This window comes from Streptomyces sp. NPDC043726 (genome assembly GCF_056436565.1).
This window is the reverse complement of record NZ_JBWKCI010000011.1, coordinates 131,287-148,091: the sequence shown is the minus strand read 5'-3', so window position 1 is coordinate 148,091 and position 16,805 is coordinate 131,287. Positions and strand designations below refer to the sequence as shown.

Below are 16,805 nucleotides of genomic sequence, written 5' to 3'. Positions count from 1 at the left end.
CGGTCCAGCGTTCGCGGGATCCGGCACCTGAGCAAACGCTCAGTCGGTCGCCGATTGTTCCAGACGCACCACGACGGACTTGCTGGCCGGGGTGTTACTGGTGTCCGCGGTGGAGTCCAGCGGCACCAGCACATTGGTCTCCGGGTAGTACGCCGCCGCACACCCCCGGGCCGTCGGATAGACCACGACCCGGAACCCGGGTGCCCGCCGCTCCACCCCGTCCCTCCACTCGCTCACCAGATCGACGTACGACCCGTCCGCGACCCCGAGCCCCCGCGCGTCCTCGGGGTTCACCAGCACCACGCGCCGCCCGTTCCTGATCCCCCGGTAGCGGTCGTCCAGGCCGTAGATCGTGGTGTTGTACTGGTCGTGCGACCGCAGCGTCTGCAACAGCAGCCGTCCCTCGGGCAGTTCCGGGTACTCCACCGGCGCCGCGGTGAAGTTGGCCTTGCCGGTCGCCGTCGGGAACCGCCGCTCGTCGCGCGGCGCGTGCGGCAGGGCGAACCCTTCCGGCCGGGCCACGCGCGCGTTGAAGTCCTCGAACCCCGGGATCACCCGCGCGATACGGTCCCGGATCGTCGCGTAGTCCTTCTCGAACTCCTCCCACGGCACCCGGCTGTCCGCCCCGAGCACCCGCCGTGCCAGCCGGCACACGATCGCCGGCTCGGACAGCAACCGCGCGCTCGCCGGTTCGAGGCGCCCGCGCGAGGCGTGCACCATGCCCATGGAGTCCTCGACGGTCACCAACTGCTCGCCGCTGCCCTGGAGATCACGCTCGGTGCGCCCCAGCGTCGGCAGGATCAGCGCCCGCGCACCCGTGACCGCGTGCGAACGGTTCAGCTTGGTCGACACATGCACGGTCAGCCGCGCCCGCCGCATCGCCGCCTCGGTCACCTCGGTGTCCGGGGACGCGGACACGAAGTTGCCGCCCATCGCGAAGAACACCTTCGCCTTGTCGTCCCGCATCGCGCGGATGGCCCGCACGACGTCGTAGCCGTGCTCCCGGGGCGGCGCGAACCCGAACTCCTTCTCCAGGGCGTCGAGGAAGGCGGGCGCGGGCCGCTCGACGATGCCCATCGTGCGGTCGCCCTGCACGTTGGAGTGGCCGCGCACGGGGCACACGCCCGCGCCCGGCCGCCCGATGTTGCCGCGCAGGAGAAGGAAGTTGACCACCTCGCGGATGGTCGGCACGGAGTGCTTGTGCTGGGTGAGGCCCATCGCCCAGCAGACGATCGTCCGCTCGGAGGCCAGGATCATCCCGAGCGCCCGCTCGATCTCCTCCCGGGTCAGCCCGGTCGCGGTGAGCGTGCCGTCCCAGTCGGCGGCCCGCGCGGCGGCGGCGAACTCCTCGTAACCGTGGGTGTGTTCGCGGACGAACTCCTCGTCGACCGCGCCCTCGGTCTCCAGGATCAGCTTGTTCAGCAGCCGGAACAGCGCCTGGTCGCCGCCGATGCGGATCTGCAGGAACAGATCGGTGAGGGCGGCGCCCCTGAGCATGCCCTGCGGGGTCTGCGGGTTCTTGAACCGCTCCAGGCCGGCCTCGGGCAGCGGGTTGACGCTGATCACCTTGGCGCCGTTGGCCTTGGCCTTCTCCAGCGCGGACAGCATCCGCGGGTGGTTGGTGCCCGGGTTCTGGCCGGCGACGATGATCAGGTCGGCCCGGTACAGGTCCTCCAGCAGGACACTGCCCTTGCCGATGCCGATGGTCTCGTTCAGCGCGGAACCCGACGACTCATGGCACATGTTCGAGCAGTCCGGCAGGTTGTTGGTGCCGAACTCGCGGGCGAAGAGCTGATACAGGAACGCCGCCTCGTTGCTGGTGCGGCCGGAGGTGTAGAAGAGGGCCTCGTCGGGGGAGCCCAGCGCGGCCAGCTCCTCGGCGATGATGTCGAAGGCACGCTCCCAGGTCACCGGCTCGTAGTGGTCGCCGCCCTCGGGGAGGTACATGGGGTGCGTCAGCCGCCCCTGCTGGCCCAGCCAGTACCCGCTGCGGGTCGCCAGGTCGGCGACGGAGTGCGCGGCGAAGAACTCCGGGGTCACCCGGCGCAGGGTGGCCTCCTCGGCGACCGCCTTCGCGCCGTTCTCACAGAACTCCGCCGCGTGCCGGTGCTCCGGCTCCGGCCAGGCGCAGCCCGGGCAGTCGAAGCCGTCCTTCTGATTGACGCGCAGCAGCGTCAGCGCGGTCCGCTTGACCCCCATCTGCGCTTGCGCGATGCGCAGGGTGTGACCGATGGCGGGCAGGCCGGCGGCCGCGTGCTTCGGCTCGGCGACCTGCGGCGCGTCCTGTACCGGATCGCCCTTGGGCGGCTTCGTCGCCATCGCACGCTCTCCTTACGACTGCGTATGTGAGGTACGTCTCCGATCCTCGCACGTGTCAGTGACACCGCCCGCGCCCGGGTTCGGTCCGGGCCGGGAGCATTGCTTGCGCGCACCGCCCGGACCCCCGCGCATCGCCCGGACCCCCGCGCCCCGGCGGTGGGCCCCGACTGTCAGTGCGGCGTGGCAGGATCGGGGACGTGGCAGAGACAGCATCGAAGAAGACCGAAACGAACCCCGCCGGCGGCCGTCCGCGACTGATGCTCATGGACGGGCATTCCCTGGCCTACCGCGCGTTCTTCGCGCTGCCCGCGGAGAACTTCACGACCGCGACGGGCCAGCCGACGAACGCGATCTACGGCTTCGCGTCGATGCTGGCCAACACCCTGCGCGACGAGTCGCCCACGCACTTCGCGGTGGCCTTCGACGTGTCCCGCAAGACCTGGCGCTCCGAGGAGTTCACGGAGTACAAGGCGAACCGCTCCAAGACGCCGGACGAGTTCAAGGGCCAGGTCGAGCTGATCGGCGAGCTGCTCGACGCGATGCACGTCTCCCGCTTCGCGATCGACGGCTTCGAGGCCGACGACGTGATCGCCACGCTCGCCACCCAGGCCGAGGCCGAGGGCTTCGAGGTGCTGATCGTCACCGGCGACCGGGACTCCTTCCAGCTGGTGAGCGAGCACACGACCGTGCTGTACCCGACGAAGGGCGTCTCGGAGCTGACCCGGTTCACCCCGGAGAAGGTCTTCGAGAAGTACGGCTTGACGCCCGCGCAGTACCCCGACTTCGCGGCCCTGCGCGGCGACCCGTCCGACAACCTGCCGGGCATCCCGGGCGTGGGCGAGAAGACCGCCGCGAAGTGGATCAACCAGTTCGGCTCGTTCGCGGAGCTGGTGGAGCGCGTCGAGGAGGTCAAGGGCAAGGCGGGCCAGAACCTCCGCGACCACCTGGAGGCGGTCAAGCTCAACCGCCGGCTGACCGAGATGGTGCGCACCGTCGAGCTGCCCAAGAGCGTCACCGACCTGGAGCGGGCCCCGTACGACCGCAAGGGCGTCGCGATGGTCCTGGACACCCTGGAGATCCGCAACCCCTCCCTCCGGGAGCGGCTGCTGGCCGTGGACCCGGGCGCCGAGGCGGCCGAGGAGACCCCGGTCGTCGCCGCGGGCGTGGAGCTGGACGGCAAGGTGCTCGGCACCGGCGAGCTGGCACCGTGGCTGGCCGAGCACGACGACGCGCCCCTCGGTGTCGCCACCGTCGACACCTGGGCACTCGGCACCGGCTCGGTGGCCGAGGTCGCGCTGGCCACGGCGGGCGGCCCGGCGGCCTGGTTCGACCCGTCCCAGCTGGACGAGGCCGACGAGACGGCGTTCGCCGGCTGGCTGGCCGACGCGAGCCGCCCCAAGATCTTCCACAACGCCAAGGGCGCGATGCGGGTCTTCGCCGAGCACGGCTGGAGCGTGGACGGCGTCACCATGGACACCGCCCTCGCGGCCTACCTGGTCAAGCCGGGCCGCCGCTCCTTCGACCTGGACGCGCTGTCCCTGGAGTACCTCCACCGCGAGCTGGCCCCCGCCGCCGCGGCCGACGGCCAGCTCGCCTTCGGCGCGGACGACGGTGCCGAGGCCGAGGCGCTGATGGTGCAGGCCCGCGCCGTCCGGGACCTGGGCGAGGCCTTCGAGAGCCGGCTGGCGGAGGTCGGCGCCGCCGATCTGCTGCGCGACATGGAGCTGCCCACCTCCGCCCTGCTGGCCAGGATGGAGCGGCACGGCATCGCCGCCGACCGGGCCCACCTGGAAGCCATGGAACAGATGTTCGCCGGCGCCGTGCAGCAGGCCGTGAAGGAGGCGCACGCGGCGGCCGGACACGAGTTCAACCTCGGCTCGCCCAAGCAGCTCCAGGAGGTCCTCTTCGGCGAGCTGGGCCTGCCCAAGACCAAGAAGACCAAGACCGGCTACACCACCGACGCCGACGCTCTGGCCTGGCTCGCGGGCCAGACGGAGAACGAACTCCCGGTGATCATGCTCCGCCACCGTGAGCAGGCGAAGCTGCGGGTCACGGTCGAGGGCCTGATCAAGACGATCGCGGCGGACGGCCGGATCCACACCACCTTCAACCAGACGGTCGCCGCCACGGGCCGCCTCTCCTCGACCGACCCGAACCTCCAGAACATCCCGGTCCGCACCGACGAGGGCCGGGCGATCCGCCGCGGCTTCGTGGTCGGCGAGGGCTTCGAGTCGCTCATGACGGCCGACTACAGCCAGATCGAGCTGCGCGTGATGGCCCACCTCTCCGCCGACGAGGGCCTGATCGAGGCCTTCACCTCGGGCGAGGACCTGCATACCACGGCCGCCTCCCAGGTCTTCGCCGTCGAGCCCGGCGCGGTGGACGCGGAGATGCGCCGCAAGATCAAGGCCATGTCCTACGGCCTGGCGTACGGCCTCTCCGCCTTCGGCCTCTCCCAGCAGCTGAACATCGAGGCGGGCGAGGCCCGGGCCCTGATGGACGCCTACTTCGAGCGCTTCGGCGGCGTACGGGACTATCTGCGCCGCGCGGTCGACGAGGCGCGGGCGACCGGCTACACGGCGACCCTGTTCGGCCGCCGCCGCTACCTCCCCGACCTCAACAGCGACAACCGCCAGCGCCGCGAGGCGGCCGAGCGCATGGCGCTGAACGCCCCGATCCAGGGCACGGCGGCGGACATCGTCAAGATCGCCATGCTCAAGGTCGACGCAGCGCTCCGCGAGGCCGACCTGAAGTCCCGCATGCTCCTCCAGGTCCACGACGAAATCGTCCTGGAGATCGCCCCGGGCGAGCGCGACCGGGCGGAGGAGCTGGTCCGCGAGCAGATGTCCAACGCGGTCAGCCTGGACGTCCCGCTGGGCGTCTCGGTGGGCGCGGGCCAGGACTGGGAGTCGGCAGCGCATTAGAACGGAGAGGGCGGCGCCTCCCCAGGGGCGCGGGACTGTGCCGATACGCGGCTCCGCCGCGTGGGCGCGACAAGCCACAGACCACCCGCGCCCCTGAAGGCAGGACCGACCAGGCGGACGAGCAGGCGCCATCACTCACCTGGCCCCTGTAAAGACGCCCGACCCCCGAGGCGAAGCCACTATGCGGACATGGGCATACGCATACCCCGGCGCCACCGCCGGACGGCACCCGCGGCCAGCACCCCGCGCATCCCCACCGACGTGAGGGCGCCCCTGGCCACCCTGCTGCTGTGGACGGAGCTCATCCGCCGACCCCGACCGGCACCGCAGCCGGACGCCACACCCTGACCCCGAGGGCGTACACCAGCACCCCCACCACCAGACCCGCCCCCGCCCCGAAGCACAGGGTCGGGATCAGCTCCCAGGGCTTGGCACGCGACCCCCAGTAGGACCACCACCGCACCGCCCGCAGCAGCGCGAACACCCCGGCGCAGCCGAACAGCGCCACCGCGGCCACCCACCGGTCCCGTACCGAGAGCACCGGCACCGCGACCGGCCGCACGTCGCCCGGAGTCCGCCGTAGCGCCACCGTCACGAACACCGCGATGACGGCGGCGGCCACCGCCGAACCGCCGTACTGGAGGTACCAGTACAGCGGCGACCCCGCGATCTCCTCGCCGAGGACGGGGAACAGCCGCATCCCCCACCGGTCCAGGTGCGTGAACGCGTCCCACACGACATGGGTCAGCGAGCCGAGCACGGCGGAGACGTACCATCGCGCGACCAGCTCCGGCCGCACCCGCGCGCGGGGCGCACCGCAGCGCAGCAGCGCGGCCGGCCGGGCCTGCCGGGACGGCGGCAGCAGCGCCACCAACGGCTCGCGCACCAGCAGCCACAGCCCCACCAGCGCCCAGGTGAGGACCACGTCCACCGTGAACACCCCCGTGAAGGAGTGCGTGACGTCGCCGAACTCCATCGCGCCGGAGACGGCGCTGGCCGCGTAGTAAGTGAGATCGGGAGCGAAGGACCCGGCCACGAGCACGGCCGGCACCAGTGGGCCCCGGCCCGTTCCGTCGGTGCGGACGGCGGGCAGGACCGCCGCCGCATGGCTCAGGGTGAACGGCACCGCGGCTCCTCGCTGGGGAGTTGATCGACGCGCCCAGTATCACGCATGGCCAACTGGTGAATATCGGACGTGAACGGGTGCCCGAGGCGCGGAAGTTGTCGTAGGGTCACTTGGGTCGGCGCGCGGGGAGCGCGGCCGGCGGACAGACCGGGAAGGCCGTACGGACAAACGGGACAATCGTACGGACAAATACGGACGGGCTCGCGGCGGGATCATCCAAACGCCGCATGAGCGCAACCCCCGCGGCGGGTCGTTCGTCACAACAGGGCGACGGGACAGTCGGATACGGACGCTCGGGGCGTCCACGGGAGGGGTTCACTCTATGTCGGCGCAATTCGGCAGGAGGCTGTACAAGGGTGCGGCCACCGCCGCCGTGGCCGCGCTGGCGGTCGCGGCGCTGTCCGGCTCCCAGGCTCCCGGAGTGACGGTCGACGACCAGGGCAGACGGACCACCTCCGACGCGACGCCCACCCCCGACGTCGCCGCCTCCGACAGCGCGACCGGCAACTCGCCGTACTACACGGACCTGCCGCCCCTCGACAGCCCCAAGCCCTCGCCGAGCGCGGGCGCCGGGACGGCCGGCACCGACTCCGACTCCGGCATCCCCGCCACCGTCCTGGACGCCTACCAGCAGGCCGCCGCCTCGCTGCAGGACGCCAAGCCCGGCTGCAACCTGCCCTGGGAACTGCTCGCGGCCATCGGCCACGTCGAGTCCGGGCACGCCCGCGGCGGCCGGGTGAACGACGACGGCACGACGACCTCCCCGATCCTCGGCCCGCAGCTCAACGGCGTCGGCTTCGCGAACATCAGCGACACCGACGGCGGCGCGTACGACGGGGACAGCTCCTACGACCGGGCCGTGGGGCCGATGCAGTTCATCCCCTCCACCTGGGAATGGGCGGGCCGCGACGGCAACGGCGACGGGGAGAAGGACCCCAACAACGTCTACGACGCCGCTCTCGCCGCGGGCCACTACCTGTGCCGCTTCGACTGGGACCTGTCCGACCCGGGCGACCTGCGCAGCGCGATCCTCAGCTACAACAACTCCACGGACTACCTGAACACGGTCCTGGCGTGGCTGGAGCACTACCGCAAGGGCGTCGACGAGATCCCCGACGGCACCGGCACGATCCCGGACGGCCGCAGCGACGACGACGGCGGGGCGAACGTCTCGCCGTCGCCGCGGCCCGGGCAGACGCCGCCGCCGAGCACCCGCCCGCCGGCCAACGGCGGCACCACGCCGCCGCCTTCGCAGCCGCCCACGACGCCGCCGCCCACGACCCCGCCGACGACGCCTCAGACGCCCACCGACACGGTGCACCACCTGGAGGACGCCGGCACCGCGAAGCTCACCGCGATGGCGGGCGACGCGTTCGACGCGAAGGTCAGCACCCGGGCCGAGACCTCGGCCGGCAAGGGCGTCGGCAAGGTGCGGATCCGCTTCACCGTCGTCGGCGACACCGACGCCACCTTCACCGGCGGCGACAAGTACGCCACCGCGCTGACGGACAGCAGCGGCACCGCCGTGGCCCCCGCGCTCCAGGCGGGCGAGGACACCGGCGACTTCATCGTCCGGACCACCGTCGTGGGCCGCTCGATCACCGGCCTCGACTACACGGCCACGGTCACCGAACGCGCCGCAGACACCCTCGCCCGCACCGGCGAGCAGGCGCTGACCTGCACCCCGGGCGGCGAGTTCGCCGACCAGGTGGAGCTGAAGGCCACCTACAAGGGCGCCGTCGCCGACGGAGTCGCGGCCACCGCCACCCTCGTCAAGTCGGCCGAGGACCCGGCCGAGAACGACAAGGGCCCCTACTTCAAGGACGCCGACGGCACCGCCGTACGCACCCTGACCGGCCTGAAGACGGACGCCGACGGCCTGCTGAAGCTGCCCAAGCTGTACGCCGACGACACCACCGGTACGTTCCTGCTCCGCGTCACCACCGCGGGCGGAGCCACGCTGACGGTCGAGCTGACGGTGGCGGCGGCCGAGTCGCCGTCGCCGACTCCCTCCACGAGCCCCAGCGCGTAACCCCGTACGACCCAAACGGCGCTCCTCCCGGCGGAGGGGCGCCGTCGTCGTGTGCGACGTGTTCTCATCTCGCCCGCGCGTTGCTACGGTGCCGACGACCTGACGATGCATCAGGTCTCAGTTCCGGCACCCGGGAGGCCGTATGCGTGCCCTGATCGCCGCCGCGACCGGTCTCGCGGTCGCGCTGGCCCTGGTGTTCACGCTCACCGCGCTGGGCTCGCCGACGGGCGAGACCTCCCCGAAGCCGCTGCTGACGACGGTGCCCGCACACCCGTAACCGCCCGGGAGGGAGGCCGAGATGCGCCGCAAGGCCAGTCTGATCCTGCTCGCCCTGGCCGTCTTCTTCGTCACGCTGTCCCCGATGCTGCGCTGGTACGCCTTCCCGCGCCTGGCCAAGATCCCGGCGAACCAGTACCAGGACATGGTCCTGGAGGCGAAGGACGCCACCCTCCTCGACTACGGCACGATGCAGGCGCGGAAGGTCTCCAAGGTCACCATCGTGCAGACCCTCAGGGGCAACGTGGAGGCCTCGGAGAAGATCGAGGAGACGGCGGGCCGGGACGTGGTCGTGTGGGACGGCCTGTCCTACGTCCAGGGCCCCGACGGCGAGATGGTCTCCCAGATACCGGAGCGCTACATCTTCGACGCCCACACCCAGGAACCCGTCCACGCCACCGGCGAGATGGTCGACGGCGACCCCGTGCGCCGCGAGGGCATCGAGTTCAAATGGCCCTTCCTGACGGAGAAACGGTCCTACGAGTACTTCGACGCCCAGACCCGCACCTCCGCGCCCATCCACTACATGGGCACCGAGGACTTCCGGGGCGTCGAGGTCTACTACTTCGAACAGACCATCCCGTGGACGAAGGTGCCGTATCCCAAGAAGCTGCCCGTGGGGGGCGTGACCCCGGAGTCCCTCGACGAGACGGGCACCACCCGCTGGTACACGACCGTCCGCAAGTTCTGGGTCGAGCCGCTGACCGGCGCCCCCGTCTACGGCGAGGAGATCCACAAGGAGGAACTCCGCGGCGGCACCCTCCTCGGCGACCGCGAGAAGGTCACGGCCTTCGACGGCCACGTGAAGATGCGCGAGGACTACATCGACCACACGGTCGACCTGGTCAAGTCCAACCGCACCCTGATCGCGCTGCTGACGTCGTACCTGCCGTGGAGCTTCCTGGCCCTCGGCGTCCTGCTCCTGTCCCTGGCCCTGTATCTGGAGGCCAGGAGCCGCCGCCCGGCAGATCCGGAGGCGGCGGAGGACGTGCCGGCGGAGCCGGTGACCGCCTGATCCCCTCAGGCGCCGCCGGCCTCGCGCCGGGCCCGAGCCGCCGTGTGCCGGGTCGGCTCGGCGCCTGCCGGGTCCTCCGGCCAGGGGTGCTTCGGATACCGGCCCCGCAGCTCCGCCCGCACACCCTTGTAGCCGTCCCTCCAGAAGGACGCGAGGTCGGCTGTGACGGCGGTGGGGCGGCCCGCGGGGGAGAGAAGGTGGACCAGCACCGGGACGCCCGCCACCGTCGGGGACTCGTGCAGGCCGAACATCTCCTGCAGCTTCACGGCCAGGACCGGCTGGTCGGGGTTCGTGTAGTCAATGCGGATTCTGGACCCGCTGGGGACCGTCAGCCGCTCCGGCGCCAGCTCGTCCAGGCGTGCGGCCTCGCCCGACGCCCAGGGCAGGAGACGGCCGAGCCCCGACCCGGCGTCGATCCGGGCCAGGTCCGCCCGCCGCCGGGCACGGCTCAGCTCCGGTTCCAGCCATTCGTCCACGCGCGCGTGCAGGGCGGCGTCGGACACGTCGGGCCACGGTTCGCCGACCCGCTGTCGCAGAAACGCCAGCCGCTGCCGCAGCACGACAGCCTCCGGCGACCACCGCAGCAGGCTCAGCCCCTCCCGTCGCAGGCCTTCCAGCAGGGCGTCGCGTACGAGGGAGGCGTCGGGGTTCTTCAGGGGGCGTGCCGCCAGCTCGATCGCGCCGAGGCGTTCCACCCGGCGCGCGACCACGTCGCCGTCGGCCCAGTGGACCTCCTCACCCTCGGAGTACAGCGGGGCCGCCGCCTTCCGGGCCGTCTCCTCCTCCACCACCGCGGCGAGCCGCACGCGCGCGTGCCCCTTGCCCACGGGCCGGTCCGCCGCGGCGACGGCGATCCAGGGGGCACCGTGCAGGGGCGAGCCGTCGGGGAGGTCGGCCCTGGTGCCCGAGGCCATGAGATAGGAGCCGCCCTCGAACTTGGCGACGCGCTCGGGGAAGGCCAGCGCGGCGACGACGCCGGCGAGCCGGTCTGCGGACAGGGCCGTGCCGTGGCCGGGGGTGCCGGATCCGGCCTCGGTGTCCGCCGGCGACCGGCGGTCCTGGGCCGGCGGGCGGGAACCCTCCGCGGCGGAGCGCAGCCGCCGGACCTCGCCACGCCACCGCCCCGCGTAGGCGTCACCCCCGTGCCGGGCAGCCCGCAAGGCCGCCGCCAGGTCGACGCCGTACTCCCGCGGCGCCTCCTCCGACAGCAGTGCCACCACCTCGGCCCCCGCCCCGGACGTGTCCAGCAGGGCCCGTCCCAGCCGCGGGTGCACCCCGAGCCGGGCCAGCCTCAGCCCCCGTTCCGTGGCCCGCCCCTGGGAATCCACGGCTCCCACCGCCGCCAAGGCGGCACGCGCCGCCGCCATCGCCCCCGCCGGCGGCGCGTCCAGCAGTGCCAGGCCGGCCGCCGCCGGGTCGCCCCAGCACGCCACCTGGAGCGCGAACGCCGTCAGGTCCGCCACCTTGATCTCGGGGGAGGGGAAGCGCGGCAGACGGATGTCCTCCGCCTCCGTCCAGCAGCGGTACACCGTCCCGGCCGCCTCACGTCCGGCCCGGCCCGCCCGCTGGCGGCCCGCCGCCTGCGACGCCCGTACCGTCGTCAGGGCGCTCAGCCCGCGCGCGTGGTCGACGCGTGGCTCCCGCGCGAGGCCCGAGTCGACGACCACACGGACGCCGGGGACCGTCAGGGAGGACTCCGCCACGGAGGTCGCCAGAACCACCCGGCGGCCCGTGGCAGGGGACAGCACCGCGTCCTGCACCGCCGCCGGGGCCCGGCCGTGCACCTGGAGCACCTCGACCTCGCCCAGGCCGCCCAGCTGTCCCGCCACCCGCGCGATCTCGCCGACGCCCGGCAGGAAGCAGAGCACGTCCCCGTCCCGCTCGGCCAGCGCCCTGCGCACCACCGACGCCACATGCGTCAGCAGCGCCGGGTCCACCCGCATCCCGTGCGGCGGCCGTACCGGTCGCGCGGGCGGCGCCCAGACGGTCTCCACCGGGTACGAGACGCCCTCCGCCTCGACCACCGGCGCGCCGCCCAGCAGCCCGGCCCAGCCCGCCGCGTCCGTCGTCGCCGACGCGGCCAGCAGCCGCAGCTCCGGGCGCAGCGCCTGCCGTACGTCCCACAGGAAGGCCGCCGCCGTGTCCGCGTCCAGATGGCGTTCGTGGCACTCGTCCAGCACGACGGCGTCCACGCCCGCCAGCTCCTGGTCCCGCTGCAGTCGCTGCAGCAGCACACCCGTCGTGACGACCTCCACGCGTGCGTCCCGTCCCACCACGCGCTCACCGCGCACGGTGTAGCCGACGCTCTCGCCGACCTTCTCGCCCAGCAGCCACGCCATCCGCCGGGCGGCGGCGCGGGCGGCGATCCGGCGGGGCTCGGCGACGACGACGCGCCGCGCGGGCCCTTCGCCGAGCAGCCCGGCCAGCGCCGGCGGGACGAGGGTCGTCTTGCCGGTGCCCGGCGGCGCCACCAGGACGGCGGTGCCGTGGGAGTCCAGGGCCTCGGTCAGGCTGGGCAGGGCACTGCGTACGGGAAGGGCGTCCAGGGCGTCGTAGCGGATCACGCACCTAGTGTCGTACGACGGCGAAAACGCCCTCCACGCGCGCGTGCTCTCAGTCCCGCTCGCGCGCGTGCCCTCAGTCCCGCTCGCAGACGAAGATCGCCGTCCCCGGGATCAGGTTGCCGCGCAGCGGGGACCAGCCGCCCCACTCCGCCGTGTTCCAGGCCGGCCACTCCGGCTCCACCAGGTCGACCAGGCGGAAGCCGCCGGCGACCACGTCACGGACCCGGTCGCCGATGGTGCGGTGGTGTTCGACGTAGACCGCTTCGCCGTGCTCGTCCTGCTCGACGTATGGCGTGCGGTCGAAGTAGGAGGCGGACACGGACAGGCCCTCGGGGCCGGGCTCGTCGGGGAACGCCCAGCGGACCGGGTGGGTGACGGAGAAGACGAACCGGCCGCCCGGGCGCAGCACCCGGCGCACCTCGCGCAGCACCAGGACCGGGTCGGCGACGAAGGGCAGCGCCCCGTACGCCGAGCAGGCCAGGTCGAAGGAGGCGTCGGCGAAGGGGAGGGCGCCCGCGTCGGCGCAGACCAGGGGGAAGGCGCCGCCGATCCGCAGCGCGTGCTGCAGTTGGCGGTGGGAGAGGTCCAGGGCGACCGGGCGGGCGCCCTGCGCGGCCAGCCAGCGCGAGCACTGCGCCGCGCCGGCGCCGATCTCCAGGACGTCCTTGCCCTTCAGCTCCTCCGGCGGGCCGAGCAGCTCCGCCTCCACCTCGTCCAGGCCCTCGGGGCCCCAGACGAAGCGGTCGTCGCCGAGGAAGGTGCCGTGCTCGATCTGGTACTCGTCCGCGTTGCGGTCCCACCAGCCCCGGTTGGCCCGGGAACTCTCCGTGACGTCCGCGGCACGTCGGGTGGCCTCGGGCTCTGCTGCGGACTGCTGTGATCCGGGCTCTTGGATGATCGGCTCCCTCGTCGTACTCTTCCGTCCAACCCGTCGCGGCGGCCGTCACGAATGGGGCGCCATCACGCGCGCGTGGCCTCGTGAGACAGGTTTTGTGCCGGGTATGCGGCGATCCGCCCCGGGTGTGCGCCTTCGCGCATTGACCCTGCCCGGCTGCCCCCGTATGCTACAAGTTGCGCTGCGGGCCTGCGCACCTCAGACGTAGCAGGCTGCGCTCGCATCTGTTGTATGTCCCCTCGGTTGTCGAGGCGCCATCACCAGTTACTGGTGGGGCGCTTCCTTGGCTGTCCGGCTTCTTCAGAGCGATACGGGCTCCCGGCGTAGCAGTACCTACGACTTCAATGTCCGTACCGGAGCCCTTTCCCACATGACGAGCAGCACCGAGACCACCGCCACCACCCCGCAGGTTGCGGTCAACGACATCGGTAACGAGGAAGCCTTCCTCGCCGCTATCGACGAGACGATCAAGTACTTCAACGATGGCGACATCGTCGACGGCGTCATCGTCAAGGTTGACCGGGACGAGGTTCTCCTCGACATCGGTTACAAGACCGAAGGTGTCATCCCGAGCCGCGAGCTCTCGATCAAGCACGACGTCGACCCCAACGAGGTCGTCGCCGTCGGTGACGAGATCGAAGCCCTTGTTCTCCAGAAGGAGGACAAGGAAGGCCGCCTGATCCTCTCGAAGAAGCGCGCCCAGTACGAGCGTGCCTGGGGCACCATCGAGAAGATCAAGGAAGAGGACGGCATCGTCACCGGTACCGTCATCGAGGTCGTCAAGGGTGGTCTCATCCTCGACATCGGCCTCCGCGGCTTCCTCCCGGCCTCCCTGGTCGAGATGCGCCGCGTCCGCGACCTCCAGCCCTACGTGGGCAAGGAGCTCGAGGCGAAGATCATCGAGCTGGACAAGAACCGCAACAACGTGGTCCTGTCCCGCCGTGCCTGGCTGGAGCAGACCCAGTCCGAGGTCCGCCAGACGTTCCTCACCACCCTCCAGAAGGGTCAGGTCCGTTCCGGCGTCGTCTCCTCGATCGTCAACTTCGGTGCCTTCGTGGACCTGGGTGGCGTCGACGGTCTGGTCCACGTCTCCGAGCTGTCCTGGAAGCACATCGACCACCCGTCCGAGGTTGTCGAGGTCGGCCAGGAGGTCACCGTCGAGGTTCTCGACGTCGACATGGACCGCGAGCGTGTCTCCCTGTCGCTGAAGGCGACCCAGGAAGACCCGTGGCAGCAGTTCGCCCGGACCCACCAGATCGGTCAGGTCGTCCCGGGTAAGGTCACCAAGCTGGTTCCGTTCGGTGCGTTCGTCCGCGTGGACGAGGGTATCGAGGGTCTGGTCCACATCTCCGAGCTGGCCGAGCGCCACGTGGAGATCCCGGAGCAGGTCGTCCAGGTCAACGACGAGATCTTCGTCAAGGTCATCGACATCGACCTCGAGCGCCGCCGCATCAGCCTCTCGCTGAAGCAGGCCAACGAGTCCTTCGGTGCCGACCCGGCCTCGGTCGAGTTCGACCCGACCCTGTACGGCATGGCCGCGTCCTACGACGACCAGGGCAACTACATCTACCCCGAGGGCTTCGACCCCGAGACCAACGACTGGCTCGAGGGCTACGAGACCCAGCGCGAGGCGTGGGAGACCCAGTACGCCGAGGCGCAGCAGCGCTTCGAGCAGCACCAGCAGCAGGTCATCAAGAGCCGCGAGGCCGACGCCGCTGCCGCTGCCGAGGGCGGCGACGCCGCGGGTGCGGCTCCGGCCGCGTCCGGTGGTGGCTCGTACTCCTCCGAGGGTGCCGACAACAGCGGTGCGCTGGCCTCGGACGAGGCGCTCGCCGCGCTGCGCGAGAAGCTGGCCGGCGGCCAGAGCTGAGCCGACGCTCACTGAGCAGTAGCTCCTGACAGAGGGCCGTACCTTTCGGGGTGCGGCCCTTTGGCATGCCGTCCTTCGGCAGTTCCCCGCGCCCCTGGCGGAGTTGATCCTCCCCCGTTTCATGATCCGGGGAATGGCCCTGATCCCCTCCGCGTTGTCACGTATGAACACGAGGAGGAGCGGTCACTGTGCTTGATCCGCAGGGTTTGTACGCATGGGAGCCGAAGGGCCTGGCCGTCGTCGACATGGCGCTCGCCCAGGAGTCGGCCGGCCTTGTCATGCTCTACCACTTCGACGGATACATCGACGCGGGCGAGACCGGCGACCAGATCGTCGACCGGCTGCTCGACTCGCTGCCCCACCAACTCGTCGCCCGCTTCGACCACGACCGGCTCGTGGACTACCGGGCGCGCCGCCCGCTGCTGACGTTCAAGCGCGACCGCTGGGCCGACTACGAGGTGCCGGCCATCGAGGTACGGCTCGTCCAGGACGCCACCGGCGCCCCCTTCCTGCTGCTCTCCGGACCCGAGCCGGACGTGGAGTGGGAGCGCTTCGCCGCCGCCGTCCAGCAGATCGTGGAACGGCTCGGCGTCCGGCTGTCCGTGAACTTCCACGGCATCCCCATGGGCGTCCCGCACACCCGGCCCGTCGGCCTCACCCCGCACGGCAACCGCACCGACCTGGTCCCGGGCCACCGCAGCCCGTTCGACGAGGCCCAGGTGCCGGGCAGCGCCGAGTCGCTGCTGGAGTACCGCCTGATGGAGGCCGGGCACGAGGTCCTCGGCGTCGCCGCGCACGTGCCGCACTACATCGCCCGCTCGCCCTACCCCGACGCCGCCCTGACCGTCCTGGAGGCCATCACGGCCGCCACCGGCCTGGTCCTCCCGGGCATCGCCCACGCCCTGCGCACCGACGCCCACCGCACCCAGACCGAGATCGACCGCCAGATCCAGGAGGGCGACGAGGACCTGGTGGCCCTGGTCCAGGGCCTGGAGCACCAGTACGACGCGGCGGCGGGAGCGGAGACGCGGGGCAACATGCTCGCCGAGCCGGTCGACATCCCGTCGGCGGACGAGATCGGGCTCGAGTTCGAGCGGTTCCTGGCGGAGCGGGAAGGCGACAACTGACGCGAGCACGGCAGGCTCTATCCTCGGCGCATGCTGAAAGTAGGCCTGACCGGCGGCATCGGGGCCGGCAAGAGTGAGGTGTCGCGACTCCTCGTCGCGTGCGGGGCCGTGCTGATCGACGCGGACCGCATCGCGCGGGAGGTCGTGGCGCCGGGCACGCCCGGACTCGCCGCGGTCGTGGACGCCTTCGGCGCCGACGTCCTCGCGGCGGACGGGAGCCTGGACCGGCCCAGGCTGGGCTCCATCGTCTTCGCCGACCCGGACAGGCTCGCCGTGCTCAACTCGATCGTGCACCCCCTGGTCGGCGCCCGCTCCCGGGAGTTGGAGCAGGCGGCCGCCGAGGACGCCGTGGTGGTGCACGACGTTCCGCTGCTGACGGAGAACGGACTGGCGCCTCTGTACGACGTCGTGGTCGTCGTCGACGCGAGCACCGAGACCCAGCTCGACCGGCTGGTGCGGCTGCGCGGGATGAGCGAGGCCGACGCCCGCGCGCGGATGGCGGCTCAGGCCACGCGTGAGAAGCGCCGGGAGATCGCCGACATCGTCATCGACAACGACGTACCGCTCGAAGAGCTGCGGCGGCGGGTGCGGGAGGTCTGGGACGAACTGCGGGGCAGGGCCCACGCGTCCCAGGAATAGCGGCCCCTCGTCGGGGCG

At 71.9% G+C, this 16,805-nt stretch carries 11 protein-coding genes; 7 read left to right on the top strand and 4 right to left on the bottom strand.

The annotated features are described in order from the left end of the window. Positions 1–39 precede the first annotated feature (39 nt). Positions 40–2,319, bottom strand: coding sequence for an FdhF/YdeP family oxidoreductase (locus tag AC068Z_RS30125; protein WP_478562468.1), 2,280 nt, complete (start codon positions 2,317–2,319; stop codon positions 40–42). Positions 2,320–2,516: 197 nt separating this feature from the next. On the opposite strand from AC068Z_RS30125, the gene polA reads away from it, so the two are divergent. Further along, complete coding sequence (gene polA, locus AC068Z_RS30120; RefSeq protein WP_478562465.1) at positions 2,517–5,243, top strand: DNA polymerase I; 2,727 nt, start codon at positions 2,517–2,519, stop codon at positions 5,241–5,243. 301 nt (positions 5,244–5,544) lie between these two features. Here polA and AC068Z_RS30115 read toward each other — a convergent pair whose 3' ends face one another. Then, positions 5,545–6,369, bottom strand: a complete 825-nt coding sequence (locus AC068Z_RS30115; RefSeq protein WP_478562462.1) for a DUF4184 family protein — start codon at positions 6,367–6,369, stop codon at positions 5,545–5,547. Between the two features lie 322 nt (positions 6,370–6,691). Between AC068Z_RS30115 and AC068Z_RS30110 the strand changes: the two genes are divergently transcribed. From AC068Z_RS30110 to pgfA, 3 genes are all read left to right on the top strand, one after another. Further along, positions 6,692–8,401 carry a lytic transglycosylase domain-containing protein gene (locus AC068Z_RS30110; protein WP_478562459.1) on the top strand — a complete coding sequence of 570 codons (1,710 nt, stop codon included), beginning with the start codon at positions 6,692–6,694 and terminating at the stop codon, positions 8,399–8,401. 142 nt (positions 8,402–8,543) lie between these two features. Next, a complete protein-coding gene (locus AC068Z_RS30105) occupies positions 8,544–8,678 on the top strand; it encodes an SPW_0924 family protein (RefSeq protein WP_188291589.1) in 135 nt (44 codons plus the stop codon). A gap of 21 nt (positions 8,679–8,699) precedes the next feature. Continuing rightward, positions 8,700–9,692 carry a cell envelope lipid trafficking protein PgfA gene (pgfA, locus tag AC068Z_RS30100; protein ID WP_478562454.1) on the top strand — a complete coding sequence of 331 codons (993 nt, stop codon included), beginning with the start codon at positions 8,700–8,702 and terminating at the stop codon, positions 9,690–9,692. A 5-nt stretch (positions 9,693–9,697) separates the two neighbouring features. Here pgfA and hrpB read toward each other — a convergent pair whose 3' ends face one another. After that, positions 9,698–12,256 carry an ATP-dependent helicase HrpB gene (hrpB, locus tag AC068Z_RS30095; RefSeq protein ID WP_478562451.1) on the bottom strand — a complete coding sequence of 853 codons (2,559 nt, stop codon included), beginning with the start codon at positions 12,254–12,256 and terminating at the stop codon, positions 9,698–9,700. 73 nt (positions 12,257–12,329) lie between these two features. Continuing rightward, positions 12,330–13,154, bottom strand: coding sequence for a class I SAM-dependent methyltransferase (locus AC068Z_RS30090; RefSeq protein ID WP_478562992.1), 825 nt, complete (start codon positions 13,152–13,154; stop codon positions 12,330–12,332). A 367-nt stretch (positions 13,155–13,521) separates the two neighbouring features. Here AC068Z_RS30090 and rpsA point away from each other — a divergent pair, with 367 nt between their 5' ends. From rpsA to coaE, 3 genes are all read left to right on the top strand, one after another. Then, positions 13,522–15,021: a 30S ribosomal protein S1 gene (gene rpsA, locus AC068Z_RS30085; protein WP_451724699.1), complete on the top strand. Its 1,500-nt coding sequence runs from the start codon at positions 13,522–13,524 to the stop codon at positions 15,019–15,021. 188 nt (positions 15,022–15,209) lie between these two features. After that, the gene (locus AC068Z_RS30080) at positions 15,210–16,148 is read left to right on the top strand and encodes a PAC2 family protein (RefSeq protein ID WP_478562447.1); all 939 of its coding nucleotides are present in this window, start codon (positions 15,210–15,212) and stop codon (positions 16,146–16,148) included. A 30-nt stretch (positions 16,149–16,178) separates the two neighbouring features. After that, positions 16,179–16,787, top strand: coding sequence for a dephospho-CoA kinase (gene coaE, locus AC068Z_RS30075; protein WP_478562444.1), 609 nt, complete (start codon positions 16,179–16,181; stop codon positions 16,785–16,787). Positions 16,788–16,805 lie beyond the last annotated feature (18 nt).

Coding starts and splice junctions, on each gene's coding strand:
- rpsA (WP_451724699.1), top strand. CDS start 13,522: ATGACGAGCAGCACCGAGACCACCGCCACCACCCCGCAGGTTGCGGTC.
- AC068Z_RS30110 (WP_478562459.1), top strand. CDS start 6,692: ATGTCGGCGCAATTCGGCAGGAGGCTGTACAAGGGTGCGGCCACCGCC.
- coaE (WP_478562444.1), top strand. CDS start 16,179: ATGCTGAAAGTAGGCCTGACCGGCGGCATCGGGGCCGGCAAGAGTGAG.
- AC068Z_RS30125 (WP_478562468.1), bottom strand. CDS start 2,319: ATGGCGACGAAGCCGCCCAAGGGCGATCCGGTACAGGACGCGCCGCAG.
- pgfA (WP_478562454.1), top strand. CDS start 8,700: ATGCGCCGCAAGGCCAGTCTGATCCTGCTCGCCCTGGCCGTCTTCTTC.
- AC068Z_RS30105 (WP_188291589.1), top strand. CDS start 8,544: ATGCGTGCCCTGATCGCCGCCGCGACCGGTCTCGCGGTCGCGCTGGCC.